We start from the raw sequence: 24,827 nt of genomic DNA, 5'->3' as shown, positions 1-24,827 counted from the left end.
CCTCAGCGCCACTTCATGCGGCGTTCGACCCAGCCGACCGCGCTGTCGAGCAGCACTGCCAGCAGCATCAGGGCCAGAATGCCGCCCCACACCGCGTTGAGGTTATACAGCGTACCGGCGTAGTAGATCTGATAGCCGAGGCCCTGGTCGGCCGAGATGTATTCGCCGACCACCGCGCCGATCATCGCGAAGCCGATGTTGAGGCGGAACGCCGAGGCGATCCACGGCAGCGAGCCCGGCACGATCACCATGCGGAACATCTGCATCCGGCTGGCGCCGAGCGCCTTGAGCATTTTCAGATAATCGCCGTCGATCTCCTGCGTGCCGGCATAGCTGGTGATCATCGCGACGATGAAGGTGATGATGGCGGCGACCGCGATCTTGGATTCGATGCCGACGCCGAACCAGACGACGATCAGCGGCGCCAACGCGATCTTCGGCAGGCCGTTGAGCGCGATCAGCAGCGGCCGCAGCACCGCGGCGGCGGTCGGCGACAGCCACAGCAACAGACCGGCCGCCGAGCCGGCGGTGCTGCCGATCAGGAAGCCAAGGATCGATTCCTTTGCGGTGACCCAGGTGTCGTTCAGCAGCGTGCCGGTGGTGAAGCCCTTCACCAGTTCGCGCCAGATGCCGGTCGGCTGACCGTACAGATAGACCTTGATCCACTCGGCGCGGATCGCGACTTCCCACAGCAGCAGGAAGCTGCCGATCAGCAGCAACTGGAGCAACAAGATCCTGCCCCGCGCGAACCACGGCGCGGAGATCGAGCGTTGCGAGGCTTTGGCCGGCTTCCGGTCGGCTGTCTGCTCGGGCATGCGACCAACGATCTCCGCGTTGGCCATGATCAGGTTCCGACGTAGGCGGTGGTGGCGATCTCGACGAGGAATTCCGGGCGCACCAGCGGAGTCTGGATGCAGTAGCGCGCCGGCGGAGTTTCCGGGAAGTACTCCTTGTAGACGGCATTCATCGCCGCGTAGTCGGACAGATCCTTCAGGAAGATCTGGTTGAACACGACGTCCTTCATCGTCCCGCCGCCGGCCTCGATCACCGACTTGATCGACTCCAGCACGAAGCGGGTCTGCGCGGTGGCGTCACCGGCGCCGACGGTCTCGCCCTTGGGGCCGATCGCCAGCGTGCCGGACACGTAGATGAAACCGCCGGCCTTGGTGCCGGGGCTGTAGGGCGCGAGCGGCGGCGGCGAACCGGGCGGGATGATGGCTTCGAACGGCATGGAGTCTCCTTGTCTTTCAGAAACGGGAATCAGGCGGCGATGCTGGAGGCGAGCGCCTGGGCGACGTCGTCGACGGTCGAACTCCAGCCGAAGAACTGCTCGACATTGTAGATCGTCGCCTGCTGGCAGAATTCCGGCCCGGCCTGGTAGCAGGCGTCGCGCACCAGAATCGGGAAGTACTCCCTGAAGAACGCGTCGCGGATGGTGGATTCGACGCAGACATTGGTCGCGACGCCGCACACCAGCAGCGTGTCGATGCGGCGGCTGCGCAGCAGGCTGTCGAGCGCGGTGCCGGCGAAGCCGCTGTAGCGCGGCTTCGGCACCACCAGATCGTCCGGCTCCGGTTTCAGCTCCTTGACCAGCTCGTAGTCCCAGCCACCGCGGGTCAGCAGCTTGCCGGCGAGGTCGGGACGGCTGCGCATCAGCTTGAGCGAATTGCCCTTGCGCTGATTGACCGAATGCGGTCCGCCGGCTTCCTTCAGTTCCGGGTCCCAGCCGTTCTGCAGCCAGATCACCTGAATGCCGGCACTGCGCGCGACCGATACCAGGCGGGAGATCGCCGGAATCACTTTCTGTGTCGGCGCCAGATCGACGCCGAGATGCGAGAAGTAACCACCCGGCGAACAGTAACCGTTCTGCATATCGACGACGATCAACGCGGTGGCGGCGGCGTCGAGATCGACGGCTTCGGGCCGGGCGGACAATTGCTTGGACATGATGCTCTCGATGTTCAGCCGGCCTTGCCGACTTTGGCGGTCGCCTTTTCGGCGAAGCTGTTGTCGACCATTTCCTCGTAGGGCCGCGCGGACTTGATCGAGCCGCCGGCGAGTTCGAACGCCATGTCGGTGTCCCACTCGGCCTTGGAGATGGTCGGGTTCTTTGGAATGGCAGTGGAGTTGTCGAGCAGATTGCCGGCGGCGGAACGGATCACCGATTCCGCGACCTGCGGAAATTCGGCGACCGAGGCTTTGACGAACAGCTCGCGATCGGTCTGCAGCGCCGCCTGCGCCTCGGCGAGCGCGTCGCAGAACGCCTGCACCATCGCCGGATCCTTCTCGATCACGCTCTTCTGGGTCATCGCGGTGGTCCAGGACAGCGGGCCGATGATGTCGGCGAAGGCGAACACCGGTTCGAGGCCGAACTTCTCCTTGGCGATCGAAACGTCCCATTCGAACATCGTGGCGAAGTCGGCGCGGCCGTCGAGCACGGCCTGGGCCTGCGCGCCCTGCGGCAGCTGCAGGAACTTGACGCCGCTCGCCTCGGGATCGAACCCGCCGCGGTCCTTCATGGCGAAGGTCGGGGTCTGGATGGTGGAGGACGGGAAGCGCAGCGTTGCAATGGTCTTGCCCTTGAAGTCGGCGATGCCGCCGACCTTGGTGCCGGGCTTGGCCACCGCCCACATCGCGACGCCGCCGACCACCTTGGCGATGTTGCTGACCTTGGCGCCCTCGTTGACGGCGTTGACCGACATGCCGGCGCCGGTGACGGCGAAGCTGGCGTTGCCCGACAGCACCACCGGCAGCGCCAGCGCGATGCCGCCGGCCGAGCTGACGGCGACGTCGAGGCCGTGCTTCTTGAAGAAGCCGCCGTGCTTGGCGGCGTAGACGGACACGTACATGCCGAGGTGGATCGCCTCGGAGACCTTGATGGCATTCAGCGATTGAGCGGCGGCCGGGCTGCCGAGCCGGTCGAACGCGGCCACGATGGCGGCTGCACTCGCGCCCAGCAAGACGGTCCGCCGCGAGGCGGCGCCGGTGAACAGCTTGGTGCCTTTGCGCTCAGATTTCACGACGTGTCCTCCGTTGGGGCCTGTGGGCACCAGACTAAGGACGGAGAGTCTGTTCCGAAAAGTCGAGAATCGGTCATGTGATCTTGCCGAAAAGGCAACACCTCAACCGGGCTTCCTCGTCTTCGAGAGGCCGCGGATGGCGTCCGCCAGGGCCTTGAGGAACTCCTGCGGCGCGTGCGGCAGCGGGCGGTCGCGATGGATGCTGATGCTGGAGCGGGCGGCCGCGAAGGCTGGATCGGCGATCGGGATCGCCCGGAGCACGTCCGAATGCAGCTCGGTGATCACCGTCAGCGCCGGCATGAAGGCGATCACCTGCCCGGTCGCGGCCATTCGCTTGGTGAGCTCCAGCGAGTTGGTGGTGACCAGCACCTGCGGCGCGCGCTGCCGCTTGGCGATCGCGCGTTCGAACACCTGGCGCAGACCGAAACTGTGCTCGGGCAGCGCGATGGTCTGAGTGCAGATATCGTCGAGCGTCAGCGACGTGCGGTTGGCGAATTCATGCGTCGGCGCCACCAGGCAGGCGATCGGCTCGACATGCTCGGCGATCACTTCGATCTCGGGCCTTGGGGTCGCGTTGAAGGTGATGCCGATATCGGCTTCGTCCTCGAGCAGCGCCTCGATGATGCGGTCGGTCGATCCGGTCTGGATACGAAACGTCACGGCCGGGTAGCGGTGGTGGAAGTTGGCGAGCAGATCGGGCAGCAGCCCCGATACCAGCCCTTCGATCACGAACAGCGAAACCTCGCCGCGGCGCAGGCCACGCAGATCGTCGATCTCGTTGCGGGCGCGGTCGAGGTCGCGAAAGATGCGATTACTCTGCCGGGCGAGGACTTCGCCGGCCGGCGTGAGTTGCACCCCGACCTTGGAGCGCTCGAACAACACCGCATCGAGTTCGTGTTCGAGCTGCGCGATCTGCCGGCTGACCGCGGACGGCGCGACGTGCAGGCGATCCGCCGCCTTGCGGATCGAGCCGAGCTTGGCGACCTCGTTGAAGTAACGCAGGGTCAGAAAGCGCACGCGACCTCATCGGATGAAGGAGACCTCACAAGCACCCAATCTGCGCCGCACATTCAGCGTCATCCTGAGGTGCGCACCGGTACGATGCGCCTCGAAGGATGAGCCGCACGCACGATGCCACTGCATCGCGCGCGGCCGCATCCTTCGAGGCTCGCTACGCTCGCGCCTCAGGATGACGGCGTTTGTTGCGTGGCAATGCCAGCGAACCGCCGGCGGCTTACTACGCGTTCTTCAGCGCCACCCGGAAGTCGGCTTCGGTCTTGGCCTTGACCTCGTCGAGCGTAACGCCGTCGGCGAGTTCGATCAACGCCATGCCGTCGTTGCCGTGCTTGTCGATGGTGAACACCGCCAGATCGGTGACGACCATGTCGACGACGCGCTCGCCGGTCAGCGGCAGGTTGCAGGTCTTGAGCAGCTTCGGGCCGTCCTTGGCGGAATGCTCCATCACCACGATGACGCGCTTGACGCCGGCGACGAGGTCCATCGCGCCGCCCATGCCCTTGACCATCTTGCCGGGGATCATCCAGTTGGCGAGATCGCCGTTCTGGGCGACCTGCATGGCGCCGAGGATCGACAGATCGATGTGGCCGCCGCGGACCATCGCGAACGAGTCGGCGGATGAGAAGTAACTGGTCGACGGCAATTCGGTGACGGTCTGCTTGCCGGCGTTGATCAGGTCCGGATCTTCCTCACCCTCGTAGGGGAACGGACCCATGCCGAGCATGCCGTTCTCGCTCTGCAGGACGACGTCGACACCGTCGGGGATGTAGTTCGACACCAGCGTCGGGATGCCGATGCCGAGATTGACGTAGAAACCGTCGCGCAGTTCCTTGGCGGCGCGCGCCGCCATCTGTTCGCGGGTCCAGGCCATCGGTGTTCTCCTCAGCTCGCCGCGGTTTCGGGGCGCTTGCGCGTGGTGCGCTGCTCGATGTGTTTCTTGGCGGTGCCGACTTCGATGATGCGCTGGACGAAGATGCCCGGCGTGTGGATGTGGTCGGGATCGATCTCGCCCGCCGGCACCAGGTGCTCGACTTCGGCGATGGTGATCTTCGCCGCGGTGGCCATCATCGGGTTGAAGTTACGCGCGGTCTTTCGGTACACGAGGTTGCCGGCGGTATCGCCCTTCCAGGCGTGTACGATCGCGACGTCGCCGAACAGGCCGCGCTCCATCACGTACTTCTCGCCGTCGAACTCGCGGATTTCCTTGCCTTCGGCTACCAGCGTGCCGACGCCGGTCTTGGTGAAGAAGGCCGGGATGCCGGCGCCGCCGGCGCGGATGCGCTCGGCCAGCGTGCCCTGCGGGCAGAATTCCAGTTCGAGCTCGCCGGCGAGGTACTGCTGCGCGAACAGCTTGTTCTCGCCCACGTAGGACGAGATCATCTTCTTGATCTGCCGGGTCTCGAGCAGCCTGGAGAGGCCGATGCCATCGACGCCGGCATTGTTCGACACGACCGTGAGATCCTTGACGCCGGACTCGCGCAGCGCGTCGGACAGCGTCTCGGCGATGCCGCACAGCCCGAACCCGCCGGACATGATCATCATGCCGTCCCGCAGGATTCCGGCGAGTGCCGTTTCGGCGTCGGGATAAACCTTGTTCATGGAGCAGGGACCTGATGAGAGGGGCTGTTCTGCGAGTGGGTCTATTCAGCAAAATCGGCGCGGGCCGTCAATTGTGCCCACATGCTGCGACCCGGAAGGCCTTGAAAGAGACAAGAAAACCGATCAAGTTGCCGGCCGAACAGGGGCCGGCGGGCCCTGCCTCCTCCTTGCCCACAGATCGATCCGGATAGTCATTGGCGATGGCCCAAGGAATCAAGCGCCTCGGGATATCGGTTGCGGCGTTCATCGCCATAATCGTGATCGGTGCGCTGGTGCTGTCGCTGCTGATCGACCGCGGGGCGATGCGGCAGGCTGTGGAGTCGCAATTGCGGGCCGCGACCGGACTCGATCTGGCGGTCGACGGCGACATCGATGTCTCGGTGTTTCCGCGCAGTTACGTGACATTCAAGTCGGTGCGGCTGAAGGGCAATGGCGACGGCGGCCCCGACAGCGCGCTCAGCGTCGATACGCTCACCGCCAATCTGCGGCTGCTGCCGCTGCTGCTGCGCCGCTTCGAGATCGCCGATATCGCGCTGATCCAGCCGACCATCAGCGTCGTTCGCGACGCCGACGGCGGCAGCAACTGGACGCCTTTCATCAAGAGCCTGACGCGGACGATGAAGCCGGGCCTCGACGACCAGGTGTCGTTCTCCGAGATCCGGCTGCAGGACGGCGTACTCAGCTATCGCGACGATGCCGGTCATGTCCTCGAAACGATCAGCGATATCGACCTGTCACTGGCGTGGCCGTCGATCTCCCGCACCTTTGCGGCCGCCGGCCAGTTCGACTGGCGCGGCGAGCGCATCGACGGCAGTATCAGCGTCAACGACTTCATCGCCGCTCTGGCGGGCGAACGCTCCGGTCTCAAGCTGCGGCTCGCCGGCGCGCCGATGAAGATCGCGTTCGACGGCGTGATCGGCAACAAGTCGAGCCTGGTGCTGGAAGGCACGCTCTCGGCCGACTCGGCCTCGCTGCGCAACGCGCTGCGCTGGGCCGGACAGGAGCCCCCCGGCGCCGGCGGCTTCGGCCGCTTCGCCATGAAGGCGCGCGCCAATCTGGTCGGGCCTTCGGTGGCGCTCACCAACGTCAATATCGAGCTCGACAAGAACGTCGCCGAAGGCGTGATGACCTACACCATCGCCGGCGGCCATCAGGGCCTGCAGGCGACGCTTGCCGCCGGCTCGATCGACGCCACGCCCTACATCTCGACGATCCGTCTGCTGGCCAGTGGCGCGCGCGACTGGAACCGGCAGCTGTTCGATCTCGGCTCCGCCAACCCGGTCGATCTCGACGTGCGGCTGTCCGCCGCCAAGGTCTTGCTCGGCTCCTCGACGCTGGGACGCACCGCGCTCAGCGCCAATCTGCGCGGCGGCGCGCTGGCGCTCAGCGTCGGCGAGGCGCAGGTCTATGGCGGCATCGTGCAGGGCACGCTCGGCGTGTCACGCCGCGACAACGTCGCCAACATCAAGACCCAGTTCCAGTTCAGGGACGTCGATCTCGAAGCCTGCGCCTCCGACCTGCTCGGCGTGCGCAATCTGTCGGGCCGCGGCAATCTCAGCATCGCGCTGGAAGCCTCCGGATCGAGCCCGTTCGGCCTCGCCCAGTCGCTCGACGGCTCGGCGCTGCTCACCGGCCATGACGGCGCCATCACCGGCTTCAACGTCGAACAATTGCTGAAGCGGCTGGAGCGCCGGCCGCTGTCCGGCGGCGGCAATTTCCGCAACGGCAAGACGCCGTTCACCAGCCTCAACGTCGCGGTGCGGTTCAGCGACGGCGTCGCCACCGCCGACGACATCCGGATCGAAGGCCCGACCGCGCGAATCTCGCTGACCGGCACCGCCTCGGTGCCGTCGCGCGAATACGACCTGAAGGGCGTCGCCAGCCTCGCCAACACGCCCGGCGCACCCGGCTTCAACCTGCCCTTCATCGTCGAGGGCCCGTGGGACGATCCTTTGATCTTCCCCGACCCGGAAAGCCTGATCCGCCGCTCGCCCGCCTCGGCGCCGCTGCTCGACGCGGTGAAGGACAAGAAGACCCGCGACGCGGTGCGCTCGGTGCTGGAACGCATCACCGGCGGCGGCCGCAAGCCCGAGCCGGACGCCGCCGCCGAACCTTCGGCAGACGCACCGGCCGCGGCGACGCCCGATGCCGCGCCGAAGGCGAACTGATCAGTTCGTCGCTGCTCATTCGGCTCCGTCATTGCGAGCGCAGCGAAGCAATCCACCCCCCGCGCACTACGCTGGATTGCTTCGTCGCTGCGCTCCTCGCAATGACGGGAGTTTGCGCGCCCCTTACATCGGCGCGGCGTTGTCGGCCTGGGCCTTCGACAGTTTGGAAGCCAGCGAGGCGATCACGATGGCCAGCGTCACCACCGCGACGATCAGCGTGCAGATCGCGTTGATCTGCGGCTTCACCCCGAGCCTCACCTCCGAGTAGATTCGGATCGGCAGCGTCGCCGAGCCGGGGCCGGTGGTGAAGCTGGCGATCACCAGATCGTCGAGCGACAGCGCGAAGGCCAGCATCCAGCCGGCGGCGATCGCCGGCCAGATCAGCGGCACGGTGGCACGCAGGAAGGCTTCGACCGGACCGCAGCCCAGATCCATCGCGGCTTCCTCGACGCTGCGGTCGAGCGCGTGCAGGCGCGACTGCACCACCACGGCGACGAAGCACATCGTCAGCGTGGTGTGGGCGATCATCACCGTCCAGAAGCCGCGCTCGGCATTGAGCGCGACGAACAGCAGCAGCAGCGACAGGCCGGTGATCACTTCGGGCATCACCAGCGGCGCGTACAGCATGCCGGAGAACAGCGTGCGGCCGCGGAAATGGCCGGCGCGCGACAACGCCACCGCCGCCAGCGTGCCAAGCACCGCCGCCGCCGTCGCCGAGGCGAGCGCGACGCGCAGGCTCATCCACGCCGCGGCGAGCATCGCCTCGTCTTGGAATAGCTCGCGATACCAGCGCAGCGACCAGCCGCCCCACACCGTCACCAGGCGCGAGTCGTTGAACGAGTAGATCACCATGATGACGATCGGCAGATACAGAAACGCCAGCCCGAGCGTCAGCGAGACGAGGTTAAAGCGGGAGAGTTTCATGGCGCACCGCCTTCTCCCTCCCCCCTTGCGGGGGAGGGTCGGGGTGGGGGGTAGCCACGAGGAAAGGCTTCCGTTGTGGACCCCCACCCCCGACCCCTCCCCGCAAGGGGGAGGGGAGCAAGAAGCGTCGCGATCGGTCTCATCACCGCCCTCCCTCCAGCTGTCGCCGCTGCAGGCGTTCGTAGATCAGGAGCGGCAGCAGCAGGACGCCGAGCAGGACGACGGCGATCGCGGAGGCGACCGGCCAGTCGCGGTTGGTGAAGAATTCCAGCCATAGCGTCTGGCCGATCATCTGCGAGCCGGAGCCGGCGAGCAGATCGGGGATCACGAACTCGCCGACGATCGGGATGAAACACAGCAGCACGCCGGCGCCGATGCCGGGCAGCGACAGTGGAAACGTCACCAGCCAGAACGCGCGCCGTGGCGACGCGCCGAGATCGGCCGCGGCTTCCGACAGCGAATGCGGCAGCTTGGCCAGCGTCGCGTACAGCGGCAGCACCATGAACGGCAGATAGGAATAGACGATGCCGATATACATCGCGGTATCGGTCGACAGCCACACCAGCGGTGCCGAGATCAGATGCAGCGCCAGCAGCGTGGTGTTGAGCAGGCCGTCGTGCTGGAGGATGTTGATCCAGGCGTAGATCCGGATCAGGAAGGAGGTCCAGAACGGCACGATCACCAGCATCATCGCCAAGGGCTGCCAGCCGCGCGGCAGCCGCGCCATCGCATAGGCGATCGGGTAGCCGATCAGCAGCAGGATCGCGGTCGACACCGCCGCGACGACGAGGCTGCGCAGATAGGACAGCACGTAGAGATTGTCCGAGATCAGCAGCCGGAAATTGTCGAGCGACAGCGCCGCGAACGCCGCCGTCAGTGCGTCCCAGCCGGCTGCGAGATCGAACACCGGGGTGTAAGGCGGCTGCGCGATCGCGCTCTGCGACAGGCTGATCTTCACCACGAAGCCGAACGGCACCAGGAAGAACAGCGCCATCCACAGATAGGGCGCGATCACCGCCAGCCGCGCCGGGCGTGTGAAGATTTCGCGAGCGCCGCTCATCGCCCTACCCTCATTTGTCCAGCACCACGCAATCGTCCGGCGCGAACCACGCCACGACGTGCTGGCCGGTCTGGTACACGTCGCTGTCGAGCCGCGTGGTGTTGGCCATCTTGGCCTGCAGCACGGCTCCGGCGTCGAGCCGAACCTTGTAGCTGGTCAGCCCGCCGACATAGCCGACCTCGACAATCTCGCCGGCAAGCCGGTTGATCGCGTCGGCATGGCCGGGATTGGCCGCGGGGCCGCGGCGCGACAGCTTGATCTTCTCGGGCCGGATCGCGACCGCGACCGAGGTCGCGTCGGTCGGCTGCGACGGCGCCGTCGCGGTCACCGCGCCGGCGTCGCTGGTCGCCACGGTCAGGCGGCCGTGCTCGCGCGACGTGACGTTGCCGTCCAGGATGTTGACGTCGCCGACGAACTCCGCGACCCAGCGCGACGCCGGCGTCTCGTACAGCCGGCGCGGGGTCGCGACCTGTTCGAGCTTGCCGGCCCGCATCACGCCGATGCGGTCCGCCACCGTCATCGCCTCGTCCTGATCGTGAGTGACGATCACGAAGGTGGTGCCGAGCTTCTTCTGCAGCGCGATCAGTTCGAGCTGGGTGTTTTCACGCAATTTCTTGTCCAGCGCCGCCATCGGCTCGTCGAGTAGCAGCAGCTTCGGCCGCCGCGCCAGCGCGCGGGCCAGCGCGACGCGCTGCTGCTGGCCGCCGGAGAGCTGATCGGGTCGTCGCTTCTCCATGCCTTCGAGCTTCGCCAGCGCGACCATCTCGGCGACGCGCTGCTTGATCTCCTTGCGCGGCAAACCGGCGCGCTTCAGCCCGAACGCGATGTTGTTCGCCACCGACAGATGCGGAAACAGCGCGTAGTTCTGGAACATCATGTTGACGGGGCGCTCGTGCGGCAGCACCGGCGCGATGTCCTCGCCGCCGAGCAGGATGCGGCCGCTGTCCGACGTCTCGAAGCCGGCGAGCATTCGCAGCAGCGTAGTCTTGCCGCAACCGCTCGGCCCGAGCAGCGCGAAGAATTCGCCGGCCTTGATGTCGAGCGACAGCCCGTCCACCGCGACGAAGCCGCCGAAGCGCTTCTCCACCGCCTCGATCCGCAACAGCGGCGCGCCGGCGATCTCGGCCGGCGTGGCATCCCCAGCGTGCTCAGTCATAATCCCCGGTATCCGCCCCCATCCCGATCCGATCAGAACCGCAAAGCTGTAGCGGCCAATCGCGGGCGGCTCAACAGCCGCGGCGCGCGGGCTCGGTACGCCGCGTGGCGCCCGGGCGCGTGCGTCAGTCCTCGGCGTCGGGTGTCAGGATCGCCGGCTGCGTGTCGGGCGAGCTCAGGCTCCACATCGCGTCGAACATCGACGCCTGAAACGCCGCGAACTCGGCGCTGTCGATGATCAGGCCGTAGCTCTCCCGCGCCGACGAGATCAGGCAGACCTTGTTGCCGTAGATGAAGCAGGTCATCGACAGCGTGTGTTCGGGCGGCGCGTAGCGCAGCTCGCGGCACAGCTCCTGGCTCGACGGCCAGATCGGCGCGATATCGCGCTCGACCGAGCGGATGACCCGCAGCCAGATGCCGCGGCGGGCGCGCTCCTGTAGGTAACGCTCCATTTCCTCCAGGCCGGGCTCGGCCATCAGTTCGCGCATCGACAGCGTCGCGCGCAGCACCTTGTCGCCACCCGACAGCGTGTCCCACAGCGTGGTGCGGATGCCCTCGGGGCCCGGGTGAAAGCGCACGTTCGGCTGGCCGCTCTCGTGGTGGTACATCGAGCGCAGCACCGGCATGACGTCTTCGAGCATCTGCCGCCGCGCCTCGAGCCGCTCCAGCAGGATGCCGGGCTCCTGCGCGACCACGAAGCGCCGCTTGCCGTGGTCGACGAAGCGGACCAGCCCTTCGGCCTCCAGCTTGGCCAGCGCGTCATGCGCCGTGGTGCGCGGCAGGCCCGCCTTGGCGGCGACCGCCGTCACCGACGCACCGCCGAGGCCGACGGCGGTCAGATACAACTTGTAGAGCGACCCCGTGATGCCGATCCGGGCCAGTTTCGCTTCGATATCCACCATCGTTCCCCACACCGCAGGCAGGCCGACCATGTCCGATCCGGACCGGAAGGTCTATTGTCGGATTTTTCCGACATTTCATAGCTCTTTTTGGCCGCTTTGCTCGCCATGCCGGCAAATGGCGTCACTATATGCAGATTTTTTGCGGTTATGCCTGATTTGTATTCCTCACGCCTTCGATTCTCGATTGACGGAAATGTCCGACATATTCATGTTGTGACGGTGCCTCGCTGTGGAGCGCACGACCAAAGGAGCAGTGCAGATGGAAGCGGAAGCCGATGCGGGCCGCCTGCCGGTCGAGAAAACAGGGCCACGAACCACGATGCTGCAGAACGCCTTTTCGGGCCGCCCGATGCGCGCCGCCGTCGGCCTGACGGCCTTCTTCGCGATCTGGCAGGCGATCACCCAATTCGGCCTGGTCGACGGCTTCCTGCTGCCCTCGCCTTTCGCGATCGCCCAGGCGCTGTGGCAGATGGCGATCGACGGCTCCTTGTGGGTGCATCTCGGCGCCAGCCTGCAGCGCGTTGCGGTCGGCTTCCTGCTGGCCTGCATCGTCGGCCTGGCGCTCGGCCTGCTCTGCGGCTGGTGGCGCACCGTGTCCGACTATGTGCGGCCGGTGATCGAGGCGCTGCGGCCGATCCCGCCGCTGGCCTGGATCCCGATCACCATCCTGTGGTTCGGGCTTGGCGACGCCGCCTCCTACTTCCTGGTCTTCCTCGGCGCCGTCTTCCCGGTGTTCATCGCCACCTACACGGCGATCCGCGGCCTCGACCGCAACCAGATGAACGCCGCGCTGTGCCTCGGCGCCAAGCCCTGGCAGCTGTTCACCGACGTACTGATCCCGGCCTCGCTGCCGATCATCCTGCCCGGCCTGCGCATCGCGCTCGGCGTCGGCTGGATGTGCGTCGTCACCGCCGAGCTGATCGCCGCCCAGACCGGCCTCGGCTACCTGATCCAGCAGTCGCGCATGCTCTTCCAGATCAACAACGTCGTCGCCGGCATGGTGACGATCGGACTGATCGGCTTCGCGATGTCCGCCATTCTTGAACGCATCGAGCGGCGCGTGAACGCGTGGGCTCCTTCCGAGCGCAGCTGAGGCAAACCCATGACCGCAAATCTCGCATTGGCAACTCCAGCTATCCCCGCTGCCGCGCCGGCCTCCGACACCCGCGCCGCAGCCGCAGACGTCCAGATCGACATCCGCAATGTCGGCAAGGTCTACGACTCCAAGACGACCCACCAGGCGGTGATCGCGCTCGACGGTGTGTCGCTGCGTATCAAGAAAGGCGAGTTCATCTCGCTGCTCGGCCCGTCGGGCTGCGGAAAGTCGACGCTGCTCAGCATCATCGCCGGCTTCCAATCGGCCTCGAGCGGCCAGATCCTGCAGAACGGCCGGCCGATCTCGAAACCCGACGCCTCGCGCACCGTGGTGTTTCAGGACTACGCGCTGTTCGGCTGGATGACGGTGCAGCAGAACGTCGAGTTCGGCCTCAAGGCGAAGGGCATGCCGAAGGCGCAGCGCGCCGAGATCGCCCGCGCGCTGATCAAGACCGTTCACCTCTCCGGCTTCGAAGACAAATATCCCCACCAGATGTCCGGCGGCATGAAGCAGCGCGCCGCGATCGCCCGCGCGCTGGCGCCCGATCCCGACATCCTGCTGATGGACGAGCCGTTCGGCGCACTCGACGCGCAGACCCGCGTGCTGCTGCAGGAAGAAATCGCCCGCATCTCCACCGAGGCCGGCAAGACCGTCATCTTCGTCACCCACGGCATCGACGAGGCGGTGTTCCTCGCCGACCGCGTCGTGGTGATGAGCCCGCGCCCCGGCCGGGTGCGCGACGAGGTGCTGGTGCCGCTGCCGCGGCCGCGCACCGCCGAAATGCGTTCCGATCCATGGTTCGTCTCCACGGTCAAAGACCTCTGGGAGACGCTGAAGCCTGAATGGCAAAAAGGGGACTAAGCCGTGACAATCAATGTATCGCGCCGCCGCTTCGGACAGCTCGCCGCCGGCTTTGCCGCCACCCTGCCGCTCGCGGCGCCCTCGATCCTGCGCGCCCAGCAGACCGACGTCGTCAAGATGGCCTGGTTCAACACCACCACGGTGTCGGCCCAGATCGCCCATGTGCTGATCCGCACCGACATCGCGGAACGCAACGGCCTCAAGATGGAGATGATCCAGCTCGCCGCCTCGCCGGCGATCACCGAAGCGCTGGTCTCCGGCGCCGCCGATATCGGCACGCTGTCCGACTTCGCCGCCGTCACCACCATGGCGATCGGCGCGCCCGTCACCACCGTGTCGTCGCAGGCGATCTTCCGCTCGGCGGTGCTCACCACCAAGAAGTCCGGCATCACCGATCTGGCCGGCCTCAAGGGCAAGCAGATCTTCGGCACCTTCGGCATCACCGCGTTCCAGAACGCGCAGGAGGCCGTGTCGAAGGCCGGGCTGGTGCCAGGCAAAGACGTCACCTTCGTCAATGTCGGCCCCGCCGAACTCGCCGACGCGGTCGGCGCGCAGCGCATCGACGCGTTCTTCACCTACGATCCGTTCGTGTCGTTCTTCGAGAACGCCGGCCACGCGCAAGTCGTGTCGCAGAACGTCACGCCGGTCATCGTGCTCGCCGCCAACAACCGCTTCTTCAAGGACCGCCCCGCGGTGCTGAAGCGGATGCTGAAGGCGAACTCCGAAGCGCTGTTCTTCGCCAGCCAGAACCACGACCTCGTCAACGGCTGGTTCCGCACGCTGGAGCCGGCCAAGAACATCCCGGTCGAAGTGCTGGAGAAGGCGTCGAGCTACGATCCGGCGTGGAGCGCCAAGACCTACACCGACATCAAGGCGACGCTGACCCCGGCGCAGATCGCCAAGATGGACCTGCTCGGCAAGTGGGGCGTCGAAAACAAGCTGCTGCCGCGCGTACCCGACGTCAGCAAGTTCGTCGACACCACCATCGCCAGCGAAGTCGACAAGGAAGCCGCCGCGAAGGGCTTCGACCCCAAGAGCGTGAAGATCACGCGAGCCTGATCGGATGAGCCGTCATGGCCGGCCTTGTGCCGGCCATCGACGCTTGCACGACCGCGACTCAGAACGTGGATGGCCGGGACGAGCCCGGCCATGACGAAAACCGCGAGTGAGAGACTTGCACGACTTGGTATCAAAGCCACAGCGTCATTTCGACTTCGCGCAGATGTCCGGCGCGGATCGCTATCGGCTGATGGCCTCGACCATCATGCCGCGCCCGATCGCCTGGGTCGTCACGCGGTCGCTCGACGGCTGCATCAACGCGGCGCCGTACTCGTTCTTCAACATGTTCGGCTCGGACCGGCCGGTAGTCGCGCTCGGCGTTCTGGCGCGGCCCGACGCGCCGAAGGATACGGCCGCGAATATCCGCGCCACCGGCGAGTTCGTCGTCAACCTCGTGCCGTTCGGTCTTGTCGGGGCGATGAATGCGACCTGCGTCGAGGCTCCGCCGGAAGTGGACGAGCTCGATCTTGCCGGATTGGACACTCTGCCGAGTGTCGCCATCGCACCGCCGCGCATCGCCGCCTCGCCGGTCGCGTTCGAATGCCGCCGTACCCATTGGCTCGACACCGGCCCCGGCCAGGTGATGGTGGTCGGCGAGGTGCTGCATGCACACTACGCCCAGCATGTTCTGACCGGAGATCCGGAGCGCCCGCGCGTCGACCCTGCGGCGCTCGATCTCGTCGGCCGCATGCACGGCGCGTCGGCCTACACCCGCACCCGCGATCTGTTCGATCTCGACCGTCCGCTGTGGCGGGACGCGCAGATCACGCCCACCACCGCATCATAAGGACTCAGCAAATGGCCAAATTGAAAGTCGCGGCCGTTCAGGCGACCACCATTCCGTTCGACGCCGCGGCCGCGACCGCCCGCACCGTATCGCTGCTCGGGGAGGCCGCCGCCAAGGGCGTGCAGATCGCGGTGTTTCCGGAAGCCTTTATCGGCGGCTATCCGAAAGGCCTCGACTTCGGCTGCGCCATCGGCCGCCGCACGCCGGAAGGCCGCGCGGATTTCGCTCGCTACGTGCGTGGCTCGATCAGCATTCCGGGCCCGGAGGTCGATCAGCTCGTGGCTGCCTGTGCGCAGCACGACATCCATGCAGTCGTCGGTGTGATCGAGCGCGAGGGCGGAACGTTGTATTGCACCGCGTTGTATCTCGCCCCCACCGGCCTGCTCGGCATCCACCGCAAGATCATGCCGACCGGTTCGGAGCGGCTGGTGTGGGGCTTCGGCGACGGCTCGACACTCACCGTGGTCGACACGCCCTATGGCCGGCTCGGCGGCGCGATCTGCTGGGAGCACTACATGCCGCTGATGCGCGCGGCGTACTACGCCAAGGGCGTGCAGATCTGGGCCGCGCCGACCGCCGACGACCGCGAGAGCTGGATCGCCACCATGCGCCACATCGCGCTCGAAGGCCGCTGCTTCGTGATCGGCGCCTGCCAGGTGATGCGCCGCTCGGACTTCCCGGGCGACTATGCCAGCCGGATCGACGCCGGCCCGGACGAGTGGATGATGCACGGCCGCTCGGTGATCGTCGGGCCGCTCGGCGAAATCCTCGCTGGTCCGCTGCTCGACGAGGAAGGCATCCTCACTGCCGACATCGACACCGACGCCATCCTCGGCGCCACGCTCGATTTCGACGCGGTCGGCCACTATTCGCGGCCGGACCTGTTCAAGCTGCTCGTCGATGAACGACCGCAGACGCCGGTCGCGTTCGGCGACCAGGCTGCGGTGAAGGCGTAACCGTCTCGGTTTGAATTCAGCGACGCAGGCGGGCGATCAGCTCGCCTGCCGGGCAAGCGCGGATGCGCCGCCGAGCCGCGGCGTCACGCCGACCAGCCACGGATACGCGTCGATCGGCGCCGGCCGCCCGATCAGATAGCCCTGCATCGCATCGCAGCCTTCCTCGACCAGGAAGTCGAGCTGCTCCTGCGTTTCGACGCCCTCCGCCACCAGCGATACGCCCAGGCCATGGCCGAGCCCGATCACGGCCCGCACGATCGCGGCGGACTGCACGTTGCGGCCGAGATTCATGATGAAGGCCCGGTCGATCTTGATCTTGTCGAACGGGAACGCCTGCAGATAGGTCAGCGACGAGTAGCCGCTGCCGAAATCGTCCATCGAGATGCGCACGCCGAGCGCCTTGAGCCGGCGCAACAGCGACAGGCCGCGCTCGAAGTCCTCGATCAGCACGCCTTCGGTGATCTCGAGTTCGAGCCGGCCGGGCTGCAACCCGGTCTCGATCAGCACGCGATGCACGAAGGAGACGAGGTCGCTGTTGAGGAACTGCGCCGGCGACAGGTTGACGGCGATCTGCAGCGGCTTCGGCCATGCGGCCGCCTGGCGGCACGCTTCGCGCAAGATCCACTCGCCGATCTCGACGATCAGTCCGCTCTCTTCGGCCAGCGGGATGAATTCGGAGGGCGGCACGAAGCCGCGGATCGGATGACACCACCGCGCCAGCGCCTCGAAACCGACGATGTTGGTTTCGGCCACCAATTTGCTGCTCGACGCCTGCGGCTGATAATACAGCGACAATTCGCCGTTGCGGATCGCACCCGACAGGTCCTGGTGCAACGCGCGCCGGTCGCGGATCTGCATGTCCATCTCGGGCGCGAACACGCTGATGGTGCCGCGTGCACGAGCCTTGGCGCGGAACAGCGCGGCGCCCGCATTGGCGAGCAGCGACGCAGCGTCCTTGCCGTCGCGCGGGAACAGCGCGATGCCGGTGGTGACGCCGGTGCGCACCGTCTTGCCGTCGATCTCGAAACCATTGGCCAGTTCGCGCGCCACGCGCTCGGCGAGTTCGTATCCCATCGACGGCTGGGGGCCATCGATCAGCAACCCGAATTCGTCGCCGCTGAGCCGGGCCACGATGCCGCCGCGGGAGGCGCTCTCGATCCGCCGCGCGACTTCGATCAGCAGCTTGTCGCCGATCGCATGGCCGAACACGTCGTTGATCTCGGCCAACCCATCGAGGTCGACCGTGAGCACCGCGAACTCGTCGGACGCGACGTCGCAGGCCTCGATCATCTGCGAGAGCGATTTCAGGAAGGCCGTCCGGTTGGGCAACCCGGTCAGCGCGTCGTGATACGCCATGTGCGCCATCCGCGCCTCGGTCTGGCGGCGGTCGGTGACGTCCACATGGGTCTTGATCAGATAGGTCTCGGCGCCGGCCTCGTCGGCCACCGTGATGCGGCGGGTCACGAACAGCCGCAGCCCGCCCTTGGTGCTGATCGGATGCTCTTCGACCATCAGGCCGCCCTTGCGGATCGCCAGTTCGTCCCGCTCGCCGATCAGCCGCGCTTCCTTGGCGTTGAAGATCTCGCCCGACGTCAGACCGAGCGCGTCTTCGCGGCGGCGGTTGAGGATGACCTCGGCGCCCCGGTTGGCGAGCACGTAGCGGCCGTTGCTGCTGTTCTGCACGGTCAGCGCGACCGGGATATTGTCCACGACCAGCTCGAGGAATTTTCGCGTCTTGTCGAGTTCGAGGGCCAGCGCCTGACGCTCGGTGACATCCTGGAACAGCGCGATGATGAATTCCGGCTCGTTATGCTCGTTGCGAGCCACCACGCGCTCGGACGCCAGCACCAGGTCGCGGCTGCCAAACTCGATCGTCAGTTCGGAGCGATATTCGCCCTTCCCCGAGGCGAGCGCCGCCTGGTCGGCTTCGCGGATCGCCGCGGCAGAACGCGGCGGATAGAGATCGTCCGCGGTCGCGCCGATGATCTTGGCGCGCGGCAGCTTCGACAGCTTTTCGAAGGCGCGGTTGGCGAGAATATAGCGACCGTCCTCGATGCTCTTGGCGGCGACGCAGACCGGGATGTTATCGATCACCGACTCGAGGAACTGGCTGGTGGTCAAGAGCTGCTTGGAGACGCGGCGCAGCTCGGTGCAATCGTTATGGGTCGAGATCGATCCGCCATTGGCGAGCTTCGAGAACTTGACCTGAATGAAGCGGCCATCCGGCAGCTCGCCGATGTATCCCTCGGGCTCCGCGGCGTGGCGCAGAAATTCCTCGTTGCTGAGATCGAGCGTGCCGCGGGCCCGGCGAAGAGCCAGCAAGTCGCGGCCTGCGATGCCAGACGGCGCGTCGGAGCGCGTCAGGCCGTACATCTCCAGATAACGATCGTTGCAGAACACCAGCCGGCCCCTGGCGTCGGTGATCACGACACCCTGCTGGAGCTTGTTCAGCACAGAATCGACCAGGATATTCTTGCGGCGCTCGGCGCGGCGCATGCGCCGGATCACCGAGGTGGCCCATAGCGCGACCCCGCTGGTGACCGAGGCCAGCACGATGCCGCCGATCAACAGCTCCCAGACCAACTCGGGCTCGAGCTCACCGAGATAGCCGCGGGGCTGAAAGCCGTTTTCCGCAAACGCGGCCGTGCTCAAGGCGAAAAGCGAAGCCACCGCCGCAGCCGCTGCTGCCCCGCTGCTTGCCTTCCCATTCCTCAGCACCATGAACCACCCGCAATTGCTGGTGAATAGTTTCGGGCGTGACTTATTTTGAACGCGTAAACACCACAGGTTGGTCATCCGGATCGTGACCCGATTTTCATCAATTGACCTGTGATGGTTAATCCCGCGATAACACCGCGCCCGGATTGGGCCGTGTCGGAATGGGGAGCCATGGAACAGGTCGAGTGCGTCGTGGTCGGCGCAGGAGTTGTCGGTCTCGCGATCGCGCGACGGCTGGCGCAGGCTGGACGCGAAGTGATCGTGCTGGAGGCCGCCGAGGGCATCGGCACCGGGACGTCATCGCGCAACAGCGAGGTGATCCACGCCGGGATCTATTATCGCGCCGGCAGCCTGATGGCGCGGCTTTGCGTAGCGGGCAAACAGGCGCTCTACACCTATTGTCGTGACCACGGGGTGCCGCACCGCAATTGCGGCAAGCTGATCGTCGCCACCACGGCGGCCGAAGCCGACAAGCTTGCCGCGATCAACAGTCACGCGGCGGCCAACGGCGTCGACGATCTGCGGACGCTCGACGCGGCCGCGGCCCGCGCGCTGGAGCCGTCGCTGAGCTGCGTCGCCGCGCTGTTGTCGCCTTCGACCGGAATCGTCGACAGCCACGCCTACATGCTGGCGCTCCGCGGCGATGCCGAGGACGCCGGAGCGGCCTTTGCCTTCCACGCGCCGCTGCTGCGCGTTACGTCCGCCGACGAGGGCTTGGCGCTCGACGTCGGCGGCGAGGCCTCGATGACGCTGGGGTGCCGGCTGCTGATCAACGCCGCCGGCCTCGGCGCGCCCGCGTTGGCCCGCGCGATCGAGCCGATGCCGCCGGAGCTGGTGCCGACCGCGTATCTGGCCAAGGGCAATTACTTCAGCTGCGGCGTCCGCGCGCCGTTCTCGCACCTGATCTATCCGGTGCCGGAGCCGGGTGGCCTGGGCGTGCATCTGACGCTCGACATGGGCGGCCAGGCGCGGTTCGGGCCCGACGTCGAATGGATCGACAGCATCGACTACGTCGTCGATCCGGCGCGGGCGGAACGGTTCTATCCGGCAATCCGCAAGTACTGGCCCGGCCTGCCCGACGGGGCGCTCGCGCCGGGCTATTCGGGGATCCGGCCGAAGATCGTGCCGCCTTCCGTCGCGGTGCAGGACTTCGTCATTCAGGGACCGGACGCGCATGGCGTCGCCGGGCTGATCAACCTGTTCGGCATCGAGTCGCCCGGCCTGACCGCCTCATTGGCGATCGCCAACCATGTGGCGGATCTGGTGGAAGCAGCGTGAGGGGACGCGACGCGCAATCACGACATCGTCGGTCGGCGCGGACAAGGACGAACAGCGTCGCGGACGTGACGTCATTCAACTGATCGTCGGCCGATCGCGATTGGCTGGCTGACCGTGGCAGATCCCGGTCGTTGCGCCGACGCCGAAGGCGTCCCGGATGGATGGCGCAGACCGGAGTCCGTCACGTCATTTGCAGGACATCAGCATTCGCCGGATCGCGGCACCTGTGTGCCGAACATCGCGCGCGAACAGCTAAGCCGCCGCAGCAATGAGTCAGTGGAGCGTGGTAGTGCTTTGCTTCAGCCGGTTGATTTCGTCCCGTACCATGAGTTTGCGACGTTTCAGTTCGGCGATGCGCAGATCGTCCGTGGAGGGATGGGCGAGCGCTTCGTGCAGTTGGGACTCTAGAACTTTGTGCTTGCGTTCAAGTTCGACGAGATGCGACTGAAGTGCCATACGAAACCTCCTCTATGAGTGAGACTAGATTCCATCCGGACGAGTGAGTGTACATCTCTCAATGCGGCTGTCGATGGTTTTGAAATATCTGCGTCATAATTACCCGGCCGTCTGAAACGATTCTGGATTAGCCCGGTTGGTGATCGTGCCGAGCTATACGTTCGTCGAGCACAGTCTAAGTACAACGTTTGCGGGTATTTTGACGGCGCGCCTCGCTCTGCACGACTCGGCCTTCGTGTCTTAAGGCGATCGAAATGATTATTCCGTCTAAGGTCGAGTTCGACGAACGAAGCAACCGCGCCGCTTGCCGACGCGGTGCACAAAGGCGATAATCCGCGGAACATCGCTGTCCGCCATCGTCCGCTCCCGCGGACTGCCCCAAACTGTTTCTGATCATGACCGACGAAGACGAAGGCGAGCTCGTTGCCGAGCTCGCAAAGCTGCAGCAGGAACACCGCGATCTCGACGCGGCGATTGATGCATTGCAGCATTCGCCGGCGCCGGACCTGCTGCGGCTGCAGCGTCTGAAGAAGCGCAAGCTGGCGCTGCGCGACCGGATCTCGTTCATCGAAGATCAGATCACGCCCGACATCATCGCCTGACCGGCTCGCCGGAGGCCGCACGGCGTTCGGCCTTGCGCGCATACATGGCCCGGTCGGCAGCCGCGAGCGCCTCGGCCGCGTCCATCTCCGCCGTCAGCATCGCGACGCCCGCCGACACGCCGGCCGTGACGGTGTGGCTACCGAACTGGATCGGCAGGCGGTCCACCGTCTCTTCCAGAACCGCCGCCTTCTTGCGCGCGTCGACCTCGCTCAAGTTCCACAGCAGCAGCGCGAACTCGTCGCCGCCGAGCCGCCCGATCAGATCGGAGGCGCGGACGTGGTTGAGCAACGCCTCAACCACTGCCTTCAGCACGACGTCGCCGGCGGCATGGCCGAACGTGTCGTTGACCGGCTTGAGCCGATCGACGTCGAGCATGATCAGCGCGCCGCTGGCGCCATAGCGCTTGATGTAGGCGAGCGCCCGGTCGAGTTCCCGCTCGAAGCCGCGACGGTTGGCGATGCCGAGCAGATAGTCGGTGTCCGCCGAGGCCCGCAGTTCGTCGATCTGCGCCAGCGCCGCGGCGAGCTGCGCCTTCAGCCGCCGGATCTGTGCCTGCGGTCCGGACGTCAGCCGGCCGGAACCGACACGGACGCGCGGCAAAGCCTTGGGGGGCAACTCGGTCGCCGCCGGCGGGTTCTTGGCGCGGCTCTTGGCCGGCCCTTTGGCCGGATGGCGCGACTTTTTGGCAGCTGCGCCGGACATGGCCTTGCTAGGCTGCCGCGCCGTCGGGGATCGTGAGGGCGTCTTTTTCATCAGAATCAGCGTCAGAACCGCCACAACCCTTGCCGGTCTTCACCAAGAAAGGATAGTCCATTCCCGACGCCTTGGCCGAGGTTTCGGCCGGCTCTATATTCCCCCTCTTATGTTTCTGGATTCGCGAAAGAATCGCTCGAATGACAGCCCCCATTGCGATCATCATGGGCAGCCAGTCGGACTGGGAAACGATGCGGCATGCCGCCGAGACCCTGACTGCGCTGGGCGTTGCCCATGATGCGCGGATCGTGTCCGCCCACCGCACGCCCGACCGGCTCTACGGCTTTGCCAAGGGGGCGAAAGCCGCCGGTTTCAAGGTCATTATTGCGGGCGCCGGCGGCGCGGCGCATCTGCCGGGCATGACCGCGGCGCTGACCGAGCTGCCGGTATTCGGCGTTCCGGTCGAGTCCAAGGCGCTGTCGGGGGTCGATTCGCTTTATTCGATCGTGCAGATGCCGGCCGGCATTCCGGTCGGAACGCTCGCGATCGGCAAGGCCGGCGCCGTGAACGCGGCGCTGCTCGCGGCCAGCGTGCTGGCGCTCGGCGACGACGCGCTCGCCGAGCGGTTGTCGGCCTGGCGGACCAAGCAGACCAATGCGATCGCCGAACGCCCGGAGGGCGCGGCGTGAGCGGTCCGACCCAGAAGGTTCTCAAGCCCGGCGACACCATCGGAATATTGGGCGGCGGCCAGCTCGGCCGGATGCTGGCGCTGGCCGCGGCGCGGCTCGGCCTGCGCTGCCACGTGTTTTCGCCCGATCCGGACTCGCCGGCGTTCGACGTCGTGCAGAACGCGACCTGTGCCGAATATGCCGACGTCGAGGCGCTGGAGATGTTCGCCGCCGACGTCGACGTCATCACCTACGAATTCGAGAACGTGCCGGCCTCGGCCGCCCTGGTGCTGGCGGCCCGCAAGCCGGTGCTGCCGGACTACAAGATCCTGGAAACCACCCAGGACCGGCTCGGCGAGAAGGACTTCGTCACCAAACTGGGCATCGGCACCGCCGGCTATGCGGACGTCACCTCGGCGCAGACGCTGAACGCGGCGATCGCCAAGCTGGGCCTGCCCGCGGTGCTGAAGACGCGCCGGTTCGGCTATGACGGCAAGGGCCAGGCGATGCTGCGCGAGGGCGACGACGTCGAAGCCGCCTGGCAGCGTCTGGAAACCCGCGCCGCGATTCTCGAGGCGTTCGTGCCGTTCGAGCGCGAGGTCTCGGTGATCACCGCGCGCGGCGCCGACGGCCAGGTGGTCTGCTACGACGTCACCGACAACGAGCATCGCGATCATATTCTCAAGGTCTCGCGCGCCCCGGCGGCCGTGAGCGAGGCGATCGCCGAGGAAGCGCGCCGGATCGCCACCCGTATCGCCGACGCGCTGGGCTATGTCGGCGTGCTCGGCGTCGAGATGTTCGTGGTGCCGGACGGCAACGGCGCCCGGGTGCTGGTCAACGAGATCGCGCCGCGGGTCCACAATTCCGGGCACTGGACGCTGGACGGCGCCTCGGTGTCGCAGTTCGAGCAGCACATCCGGGCAATCGCCGGCTGGCCGCTGGCGCAGCCGCTGCGCCACGGCACCGTGACGATGACCAACCTGATCGGTCACGATGTCGACGACTATGCCCAGTGGCTGACGGTTCCGGGCGCCACGGTGCATCTCTACGGCAAGCGCACCGCCCTGCCCGGCCGCAAGATGGGCCACGTCACGGTGGTGGAACCGGCCGCCAAACCCTAGGTTTGGCCGACCAACGTCGCAAAAACTTATCCCCCGCCGAGGTGGACATCGGCGGGGCGATCTGATACATCGGCGCCCTTAAGGCTGAGGGCCTGGCCGTTTGTCGGCCCCGCCTTTTCCAGAATTCACATCCGACCAGACAAATCGGTCCATTCAAAGAGGATGCCGCGTGCAGGTTCTCGTTCGCGATAACAACGTCGATCAAGCTCTCAAGGCGCTCAAGAAGAAGATGCAGCGCGAGGGCATTTTCCGCGAGATGAAGCTCCGCGGTCATTACGAGAAGCCGTCCGAGAAGAAGGCCCGTGAAAAGGCCGAAGCCGTTCGCCGCGCCCGCAAGCTGGCCCGCAAGAAGCTGCAGCGTGAAGGCCTGCTGCCGATGAAGCCGAAGCCGGCTTTCGGTGCCGACCGTCGTCCCGGCGCTGCCGGTGCCGGCGCCGCGCGTGGCCCGCGCTGATCGATCAACGATCAACTCGCCAGATTTCAAAACGCGGGCCTCGGGCCCGCGTTTTGCGTTTTAGTTGATGCTCGCCTGTCGCTGCCTGCGCGTCGATTTCCGCCCGCAGCCTTCCAGCTTTCTAAGGGCTCAGCTTGCCGCAGCGCCGTCATCCTGAGGTGCTCGCCCGCAGGGCGAGCCTCGACGGATGTGGACAGTCGCATGGCCCCAGCTGCCTACCATCGCGGCCGCC

25 protein-coding genes are annotated in these 24,827 nt (G+C 66.3%); 11 read left to right on the top strand and 14 right to left on the bottom strand.

Annotated features, from left to right (window positions below):
* Nucleotides 1–2: 2 nt before the first annotated feature.
* From ACFFJ6_RS04205 to ACFFJ6_RS04175, 7 genes are all read right to left on the bottom strand, one after another.
* Nucleotides 3–842 (bottom strand): ABC transporter permease, encoded by an 840-nt coding sequence (locus tag ACFFJ6_RS04205; RefSeq protein ID WP_378384680.1) that lies wholly within the window; start codon nucleotides 840–842, stop codon nucleotides 3–5.
* 2 nt (nucleotides 843–844) lie between these two features.
* Nucleotides 845–1,231, bottom strand: a complete 387-nt coding sequence (gene rutC, locus ACFFJ6_RS04200; protein WP_378384677.1) for a pyrimidine utilization protein C — start codon at nucleotides 1,229–1,231, stop codon at nucleotides 845–847.
* Between the two features lie 29 nt (nucleotides 1,232–1,260).
* Nucleotides 1,261–1,947, bottom strand: a complete 687-nt coding sequence (locus ACFFJ6_RS04195) for an isochorismatase family protein (protein WP_378384675.1) — start codon at nucleotides 1,945–1,947, stop codon at nucleotides 1,261–1,263.
* A gap of 14 nt (nucleotides 1,948–1,961) precedes the next feature.
* Nucleotides 1,962–3,020, bottom strand: coding sequence for an ABC transporter substrate-binding protein (locus tag ACFFJ6_RS04190; RefSeq protein WP_378384672.1), 1,059 nt, complete (start codon nucleotides 3,018–3,020; stop codon nucleotides 1,962–1,964).
* Nucleotides 3,021–3,122: 102 nt separating this feature from the next.
* Nucleotides 3,123–4,037 carry a LysR family transcriptional regulator gene (locus ACFFJ6_RS04185; protein ID WP_378384670.1) on the bottom strand — a complete coding sequence of 305 codons (915 nt, stop codon included), beginning with the start codon at nucleotides 4,035–4,037 and terminating at the stop codon, nucleotides 3,123–3,125.
* A gap of 220 nt (nucleotides 4,038–4,257) precedes the next feature.
* Nucleotides 4,258–4,908: a CoA transferase subunit B gene (locus ACFFJ6_RS04180; protein WP_378384667.1), complete on the bottom strand. Its 651-nt coding sequence runs from the start codon at nucleotides 4,906–4,908 to the stop codon at nucleotides 4,258–4,260.
* Nucleotides 4,909–4,919: 11 nt separating this feature from the next.
* A complete protein-coding gene (locus tag ACFFJ6_RS04175) occupies nucleotides 4,920–5,636 on the bottom strand; it encodes a CoA transferase subunit A (protein ID WP_378384665.1) in 717 nt (238 codons plus the stop codon).
* Between the two features lie 200 nt (nucleotides 5,637–5,836).
* Here ACFFJ6_RS04175 and ACFFJ6_RS04170 point away from each other — a divergent pair, with 200 nt between their 5' ends.
* Entirely contained in the window at nucleotides 5,837–7,804 is a 1,968-nt protein-coding gene (locus ACFFJ6_RS04170; RefSeq protein WP_378384662.1) for an AsmA family protein, read from the top strand.
* Between the two features lie 123 nt (nucleotides 7,805–7,927).
* Here ACFFJ6_RS04170 and ACFFJ6_RS04165 read toward each other — a convergent pair whose 3' ends face one another.
* From ACFFJ6_RS04165 to ACFFJ6_RS04150, 4 genes are all read right to left on the bottom strand, one after another.
* Complete coding sequence (locus ACFFJ6_RS04165; RefSeq protein WP_378384660.1) at nucleotides 7,928–8,728, bottom strand: ABC transporter permease; 801 nt, start codon at nucleotides 8,726–8,728, stop codon at nucleotides 7,928–7,930.
* A gap of 142 nt (nucleotides 8,729–8,870) precedes the next feature.
* Nucleotides 8,871–9,788, bottom strand: coding sequence for an ABC transporter permease (locus ACFFJ6_RS04160; RefSeq protein ID WP_378384657.1), 918 nt, complete (start codon nucleotides 9,786–9,788; stop codon nucleotides 8,871–8,873).
* Nucleotides 9,789–9,798: 10 nt separating this feature from the next.
* Nucleotides 9,799–10,944 carry an ABC transporter ATP-binding protein gene (locus tag ACFFJ6_RS04155; protein WP_378384655.1) on the bottom strand — a complete coding sequence of 382 codons (1,146 nt, stop codon included), beginning with the start codon at nucleotides 10,942–10,944 and terminating at the stop codon, nucleotides 9,799–9,801.
* A gap of 124 nt (nucleotides 10,945–11,068) precedes the next feature.
* Complete coding sequence (locus ACFFJ6_RS04150) at nucleotides 11,069–11,875, bottom strand: TrmB family transcriptional regulator (protein WP_378384652.1); 807 nt, start codon at nucleotides 11,873–11,875, stop codon at nucleotides 11,069–11,071.
* Between the two features lie 229 nt (nucleotides 11,876–12,104).
* Here ACFFJ6_RS04150 and ACFFJ6_RS04145 point away from each other — a divergent pair, with 229 nt between their 5' ends.
* The 5 genes from ACFFJ6_RS04145 to ACFFJ6_RS04125 all read left to right on the top strand — a co-directional run bounded on the left by ACFFJ6_RS04145 (nucleotide 12,105) and on the right by ACFFJ6_RS04125 (nucleotide 16,604).
* Nucleotides 12,105–12,938 carry an ABC transporter permease gene (locus ACFFJ6_RS04145; protein ID WP_378384650.1) on the top strand — a complete coding sequence of 278 codons (834 nt, stop codon included), beginning with the start codon at nucleotides 12,105–12,107 and terminating at the stop codon, nucleotides 12,936–12,938.
* A 9-nt stretch (nucleotides 12,939–12,947) separates the two neighbouring features.
* Nucleotides 12,948–13,802 (top strand): ABC transporter ATP-binding protein, encoded by an 855-nt coding sequence (locus ACFFJ6_RS04140; RefSeq protein WP_378384647.1) that lies wholly within the window; start codon nucleotides 12,948–12,950, stop codon nucleotides 13,800–13,802.
* Nucleotides 13,803–13,805: 3 nt separating this feature from the next.
* The gene (locus tag ACFFJ6_RS04135) at nucleotides 13,806–14,861 is read left to right on the top strand and encodes an ABC transporter substrate-binding protein (protein WP_378384644.1); all 1,056 of its coding nucleotides are present in this window, start codon (nucleotides 13,806–13,808) and stop codon (nucleotides 14,859–14,861) included.
* 163 nt (nucleotides 14,862–15,024) lie between these two features.
* Complete coding sequence (locus tag ACFFJ6_RS04130; RefSeq protein WP_378385724.1) at nucleotides 15,025–15,648, top strand: flavin reductase family protein; 624 nt, start codon at nucleotides 15,025–15,027, stop codon at nucleotides 15,646–15,648.
* 11 nt (nucleotides 15,649–15,659) lie between these two features.
* Nucleotides 15,660–16,604 carry a carbon-nitrogen hydrolase family protein gene (locus ACFFJ6_RS04125; protein WP_378384642.1) on the top strand — a complete coding sequence of 315 codons (945 nt, stop codon included), beginning with the start codon at nucleotides 15,660–15,662 and terminating at the stop codon, nucleotides 16,602–16,604.
* 36 nt (nucleotides 16,605–16,640) lie between these two features.
* On the opposite strand, the gene ACFFJ6_RS04120 is transcribed toward ACFFJ6_RS04125, so the two are convergent.
* A complete protein-coding gene (locus tag ACFFJ6_RS04120; protein WP_378384639.1) occupies nucleotides 16,641–19,325 on the bottom strand; it encodes a sensor domain-containing protein in 2,685 nt (894 codons plus the stop codon).
* Between the two features lie 168 nt (nucleotides 19,326–19,493).
* On the opposite strand from ACFFJ6_RS04120, the gene ACFFJ6_RS04115 reads away from it, so the two are divergent.
* Nucleotides 19,494–20,600 (top strand): NAD(P)/FAD-dependent oxidoreductase, encoded by a 1,107-nt coding sequence (locus ACFFJ6_RS04115; RefSeq protein WP_378384637.1) that lies wholly within the window; start codon nucleotides 19,494–19,496, stop codon nucleotides 20,598–20,600.
* Nucleotides 20,601–20,873: 273 nt separating this feature from the next.
* Here ACFFJ6_RS04115 and ACFFJ6_RS04110 read toward each other — a convergent pair whose 3' ends face one another.
* Nucleotides 20,874–21,056 carry a YdcH family protein gene (locus ACFFJ6_RS04110; RefSeq protein WP_378384634.1) on the bottom strand — a complete coding sequence of 61 codons (183 nt, stop codon included), beginning with the start codon at nucleotides 21,054–21,056 and terminating at the stop codon, nucleotides 20,874–20,876.
* 395 nt (nucleotides 21,057–21,451) lie between these two features.
* Here ACFFJ6_RS04110 and ACFFJ6_RS04105 point away from each other — a divergent pair, with 395 nt between their 5' ends.
* A complete protein-coding gene (locus ACFFJ6_RS04105) occupies nucleotides 21,452–21,658 on the top strand; it encodes a YdcH family protein (protein WP_378384632.1) in 207 nt (68 codons plus the stop codon).
* Here ACFFJ6_RS04105 and ACFFJ6_RS04100 read toward each other — a convergent pair.
* Nucleotides 21,648–22,412 carry a GGDEF domain-containing protein gene (locus ACFFJ6_RS04100; RefSeq protein ID WP_378384629.1) on the bottom strand — a complete coding sequence of 255 codons (765 nt, stop codon included), beginning with the start codon at nucleotides 22,410–22,412 and terminating at the stop codon, nucleotides 21,648–21,650. The two genes, ACFFJ6_RS04105 and ACFFJ6_RS04100, sit on opposite strands and share 11 nt — an antisense overlap.
* Before the next feature lie 140 nt (nucleotides 22,413–22,552).
* Here ACFFJ6_RS04100 and purE point away from each other — a divergent pair, with 140 nt between their 5' ends.
* From purE to rpsU, 3 genes are all read left to right on the top strand, one after another.
* Complete coding sequence (gene purE / locus ACFFJ6_RS04095) at nucleotides 22,553–23,041, top strand: 5-(carboxyamino)imidazole ribonucleotide mutase (RefSeq protein ID WP_378385722.1); 489 nt, start codon at nucleotides 22,553–22,555, stop codon at nucleotides 23,039–23,041.
* Entirely contained in the window at nucleotides 23,038–24,141 is a 1,104-nt protein-coding gene (locus ACFFJ6_RS04090; RefSeq protein ID WP_378384627.1) for a 5-(carboxyamino)imidazole ribonucleotide synthase, read from the top strand. Before purE ends, ACFFJ6_RS04090 begins: the two co-directional genes overlap by 4 nt.
* Nucleotides 24,142–24,310: 169 nt before the next feature.
* The gene (gene rpsU / locus ACFFJ6_RS04085; RefSeq protein WP_378384625.1) at nucleotides 24,311–24,595 is read left to right on the top strand and encodes a 30S ribosomal protein S21; all 285 of its coding nucleotides are present in this window, start codon (nucleotides 24,311–24,313) and stop codon (nucleotides 24,593–24,595) included.
* Nucleotides 24,596–24,827 lie beyond the last annotated feature (232 nt).

Source organism: Rhodopseudomonas telluris (assembly GCF_042432815.1).
Lineage (GTDB): Bacteria > Pseudomonadota > Alphaproteobacteria > Rhizobiales > Xanthobacteraceae > Rhodopseudomonas > Rhodopseudomonas telluris.
Note: the sequence above shows the minus strand (reverse complement) of the source record. Positions and strands in the feature narration are given on the sequence as shown.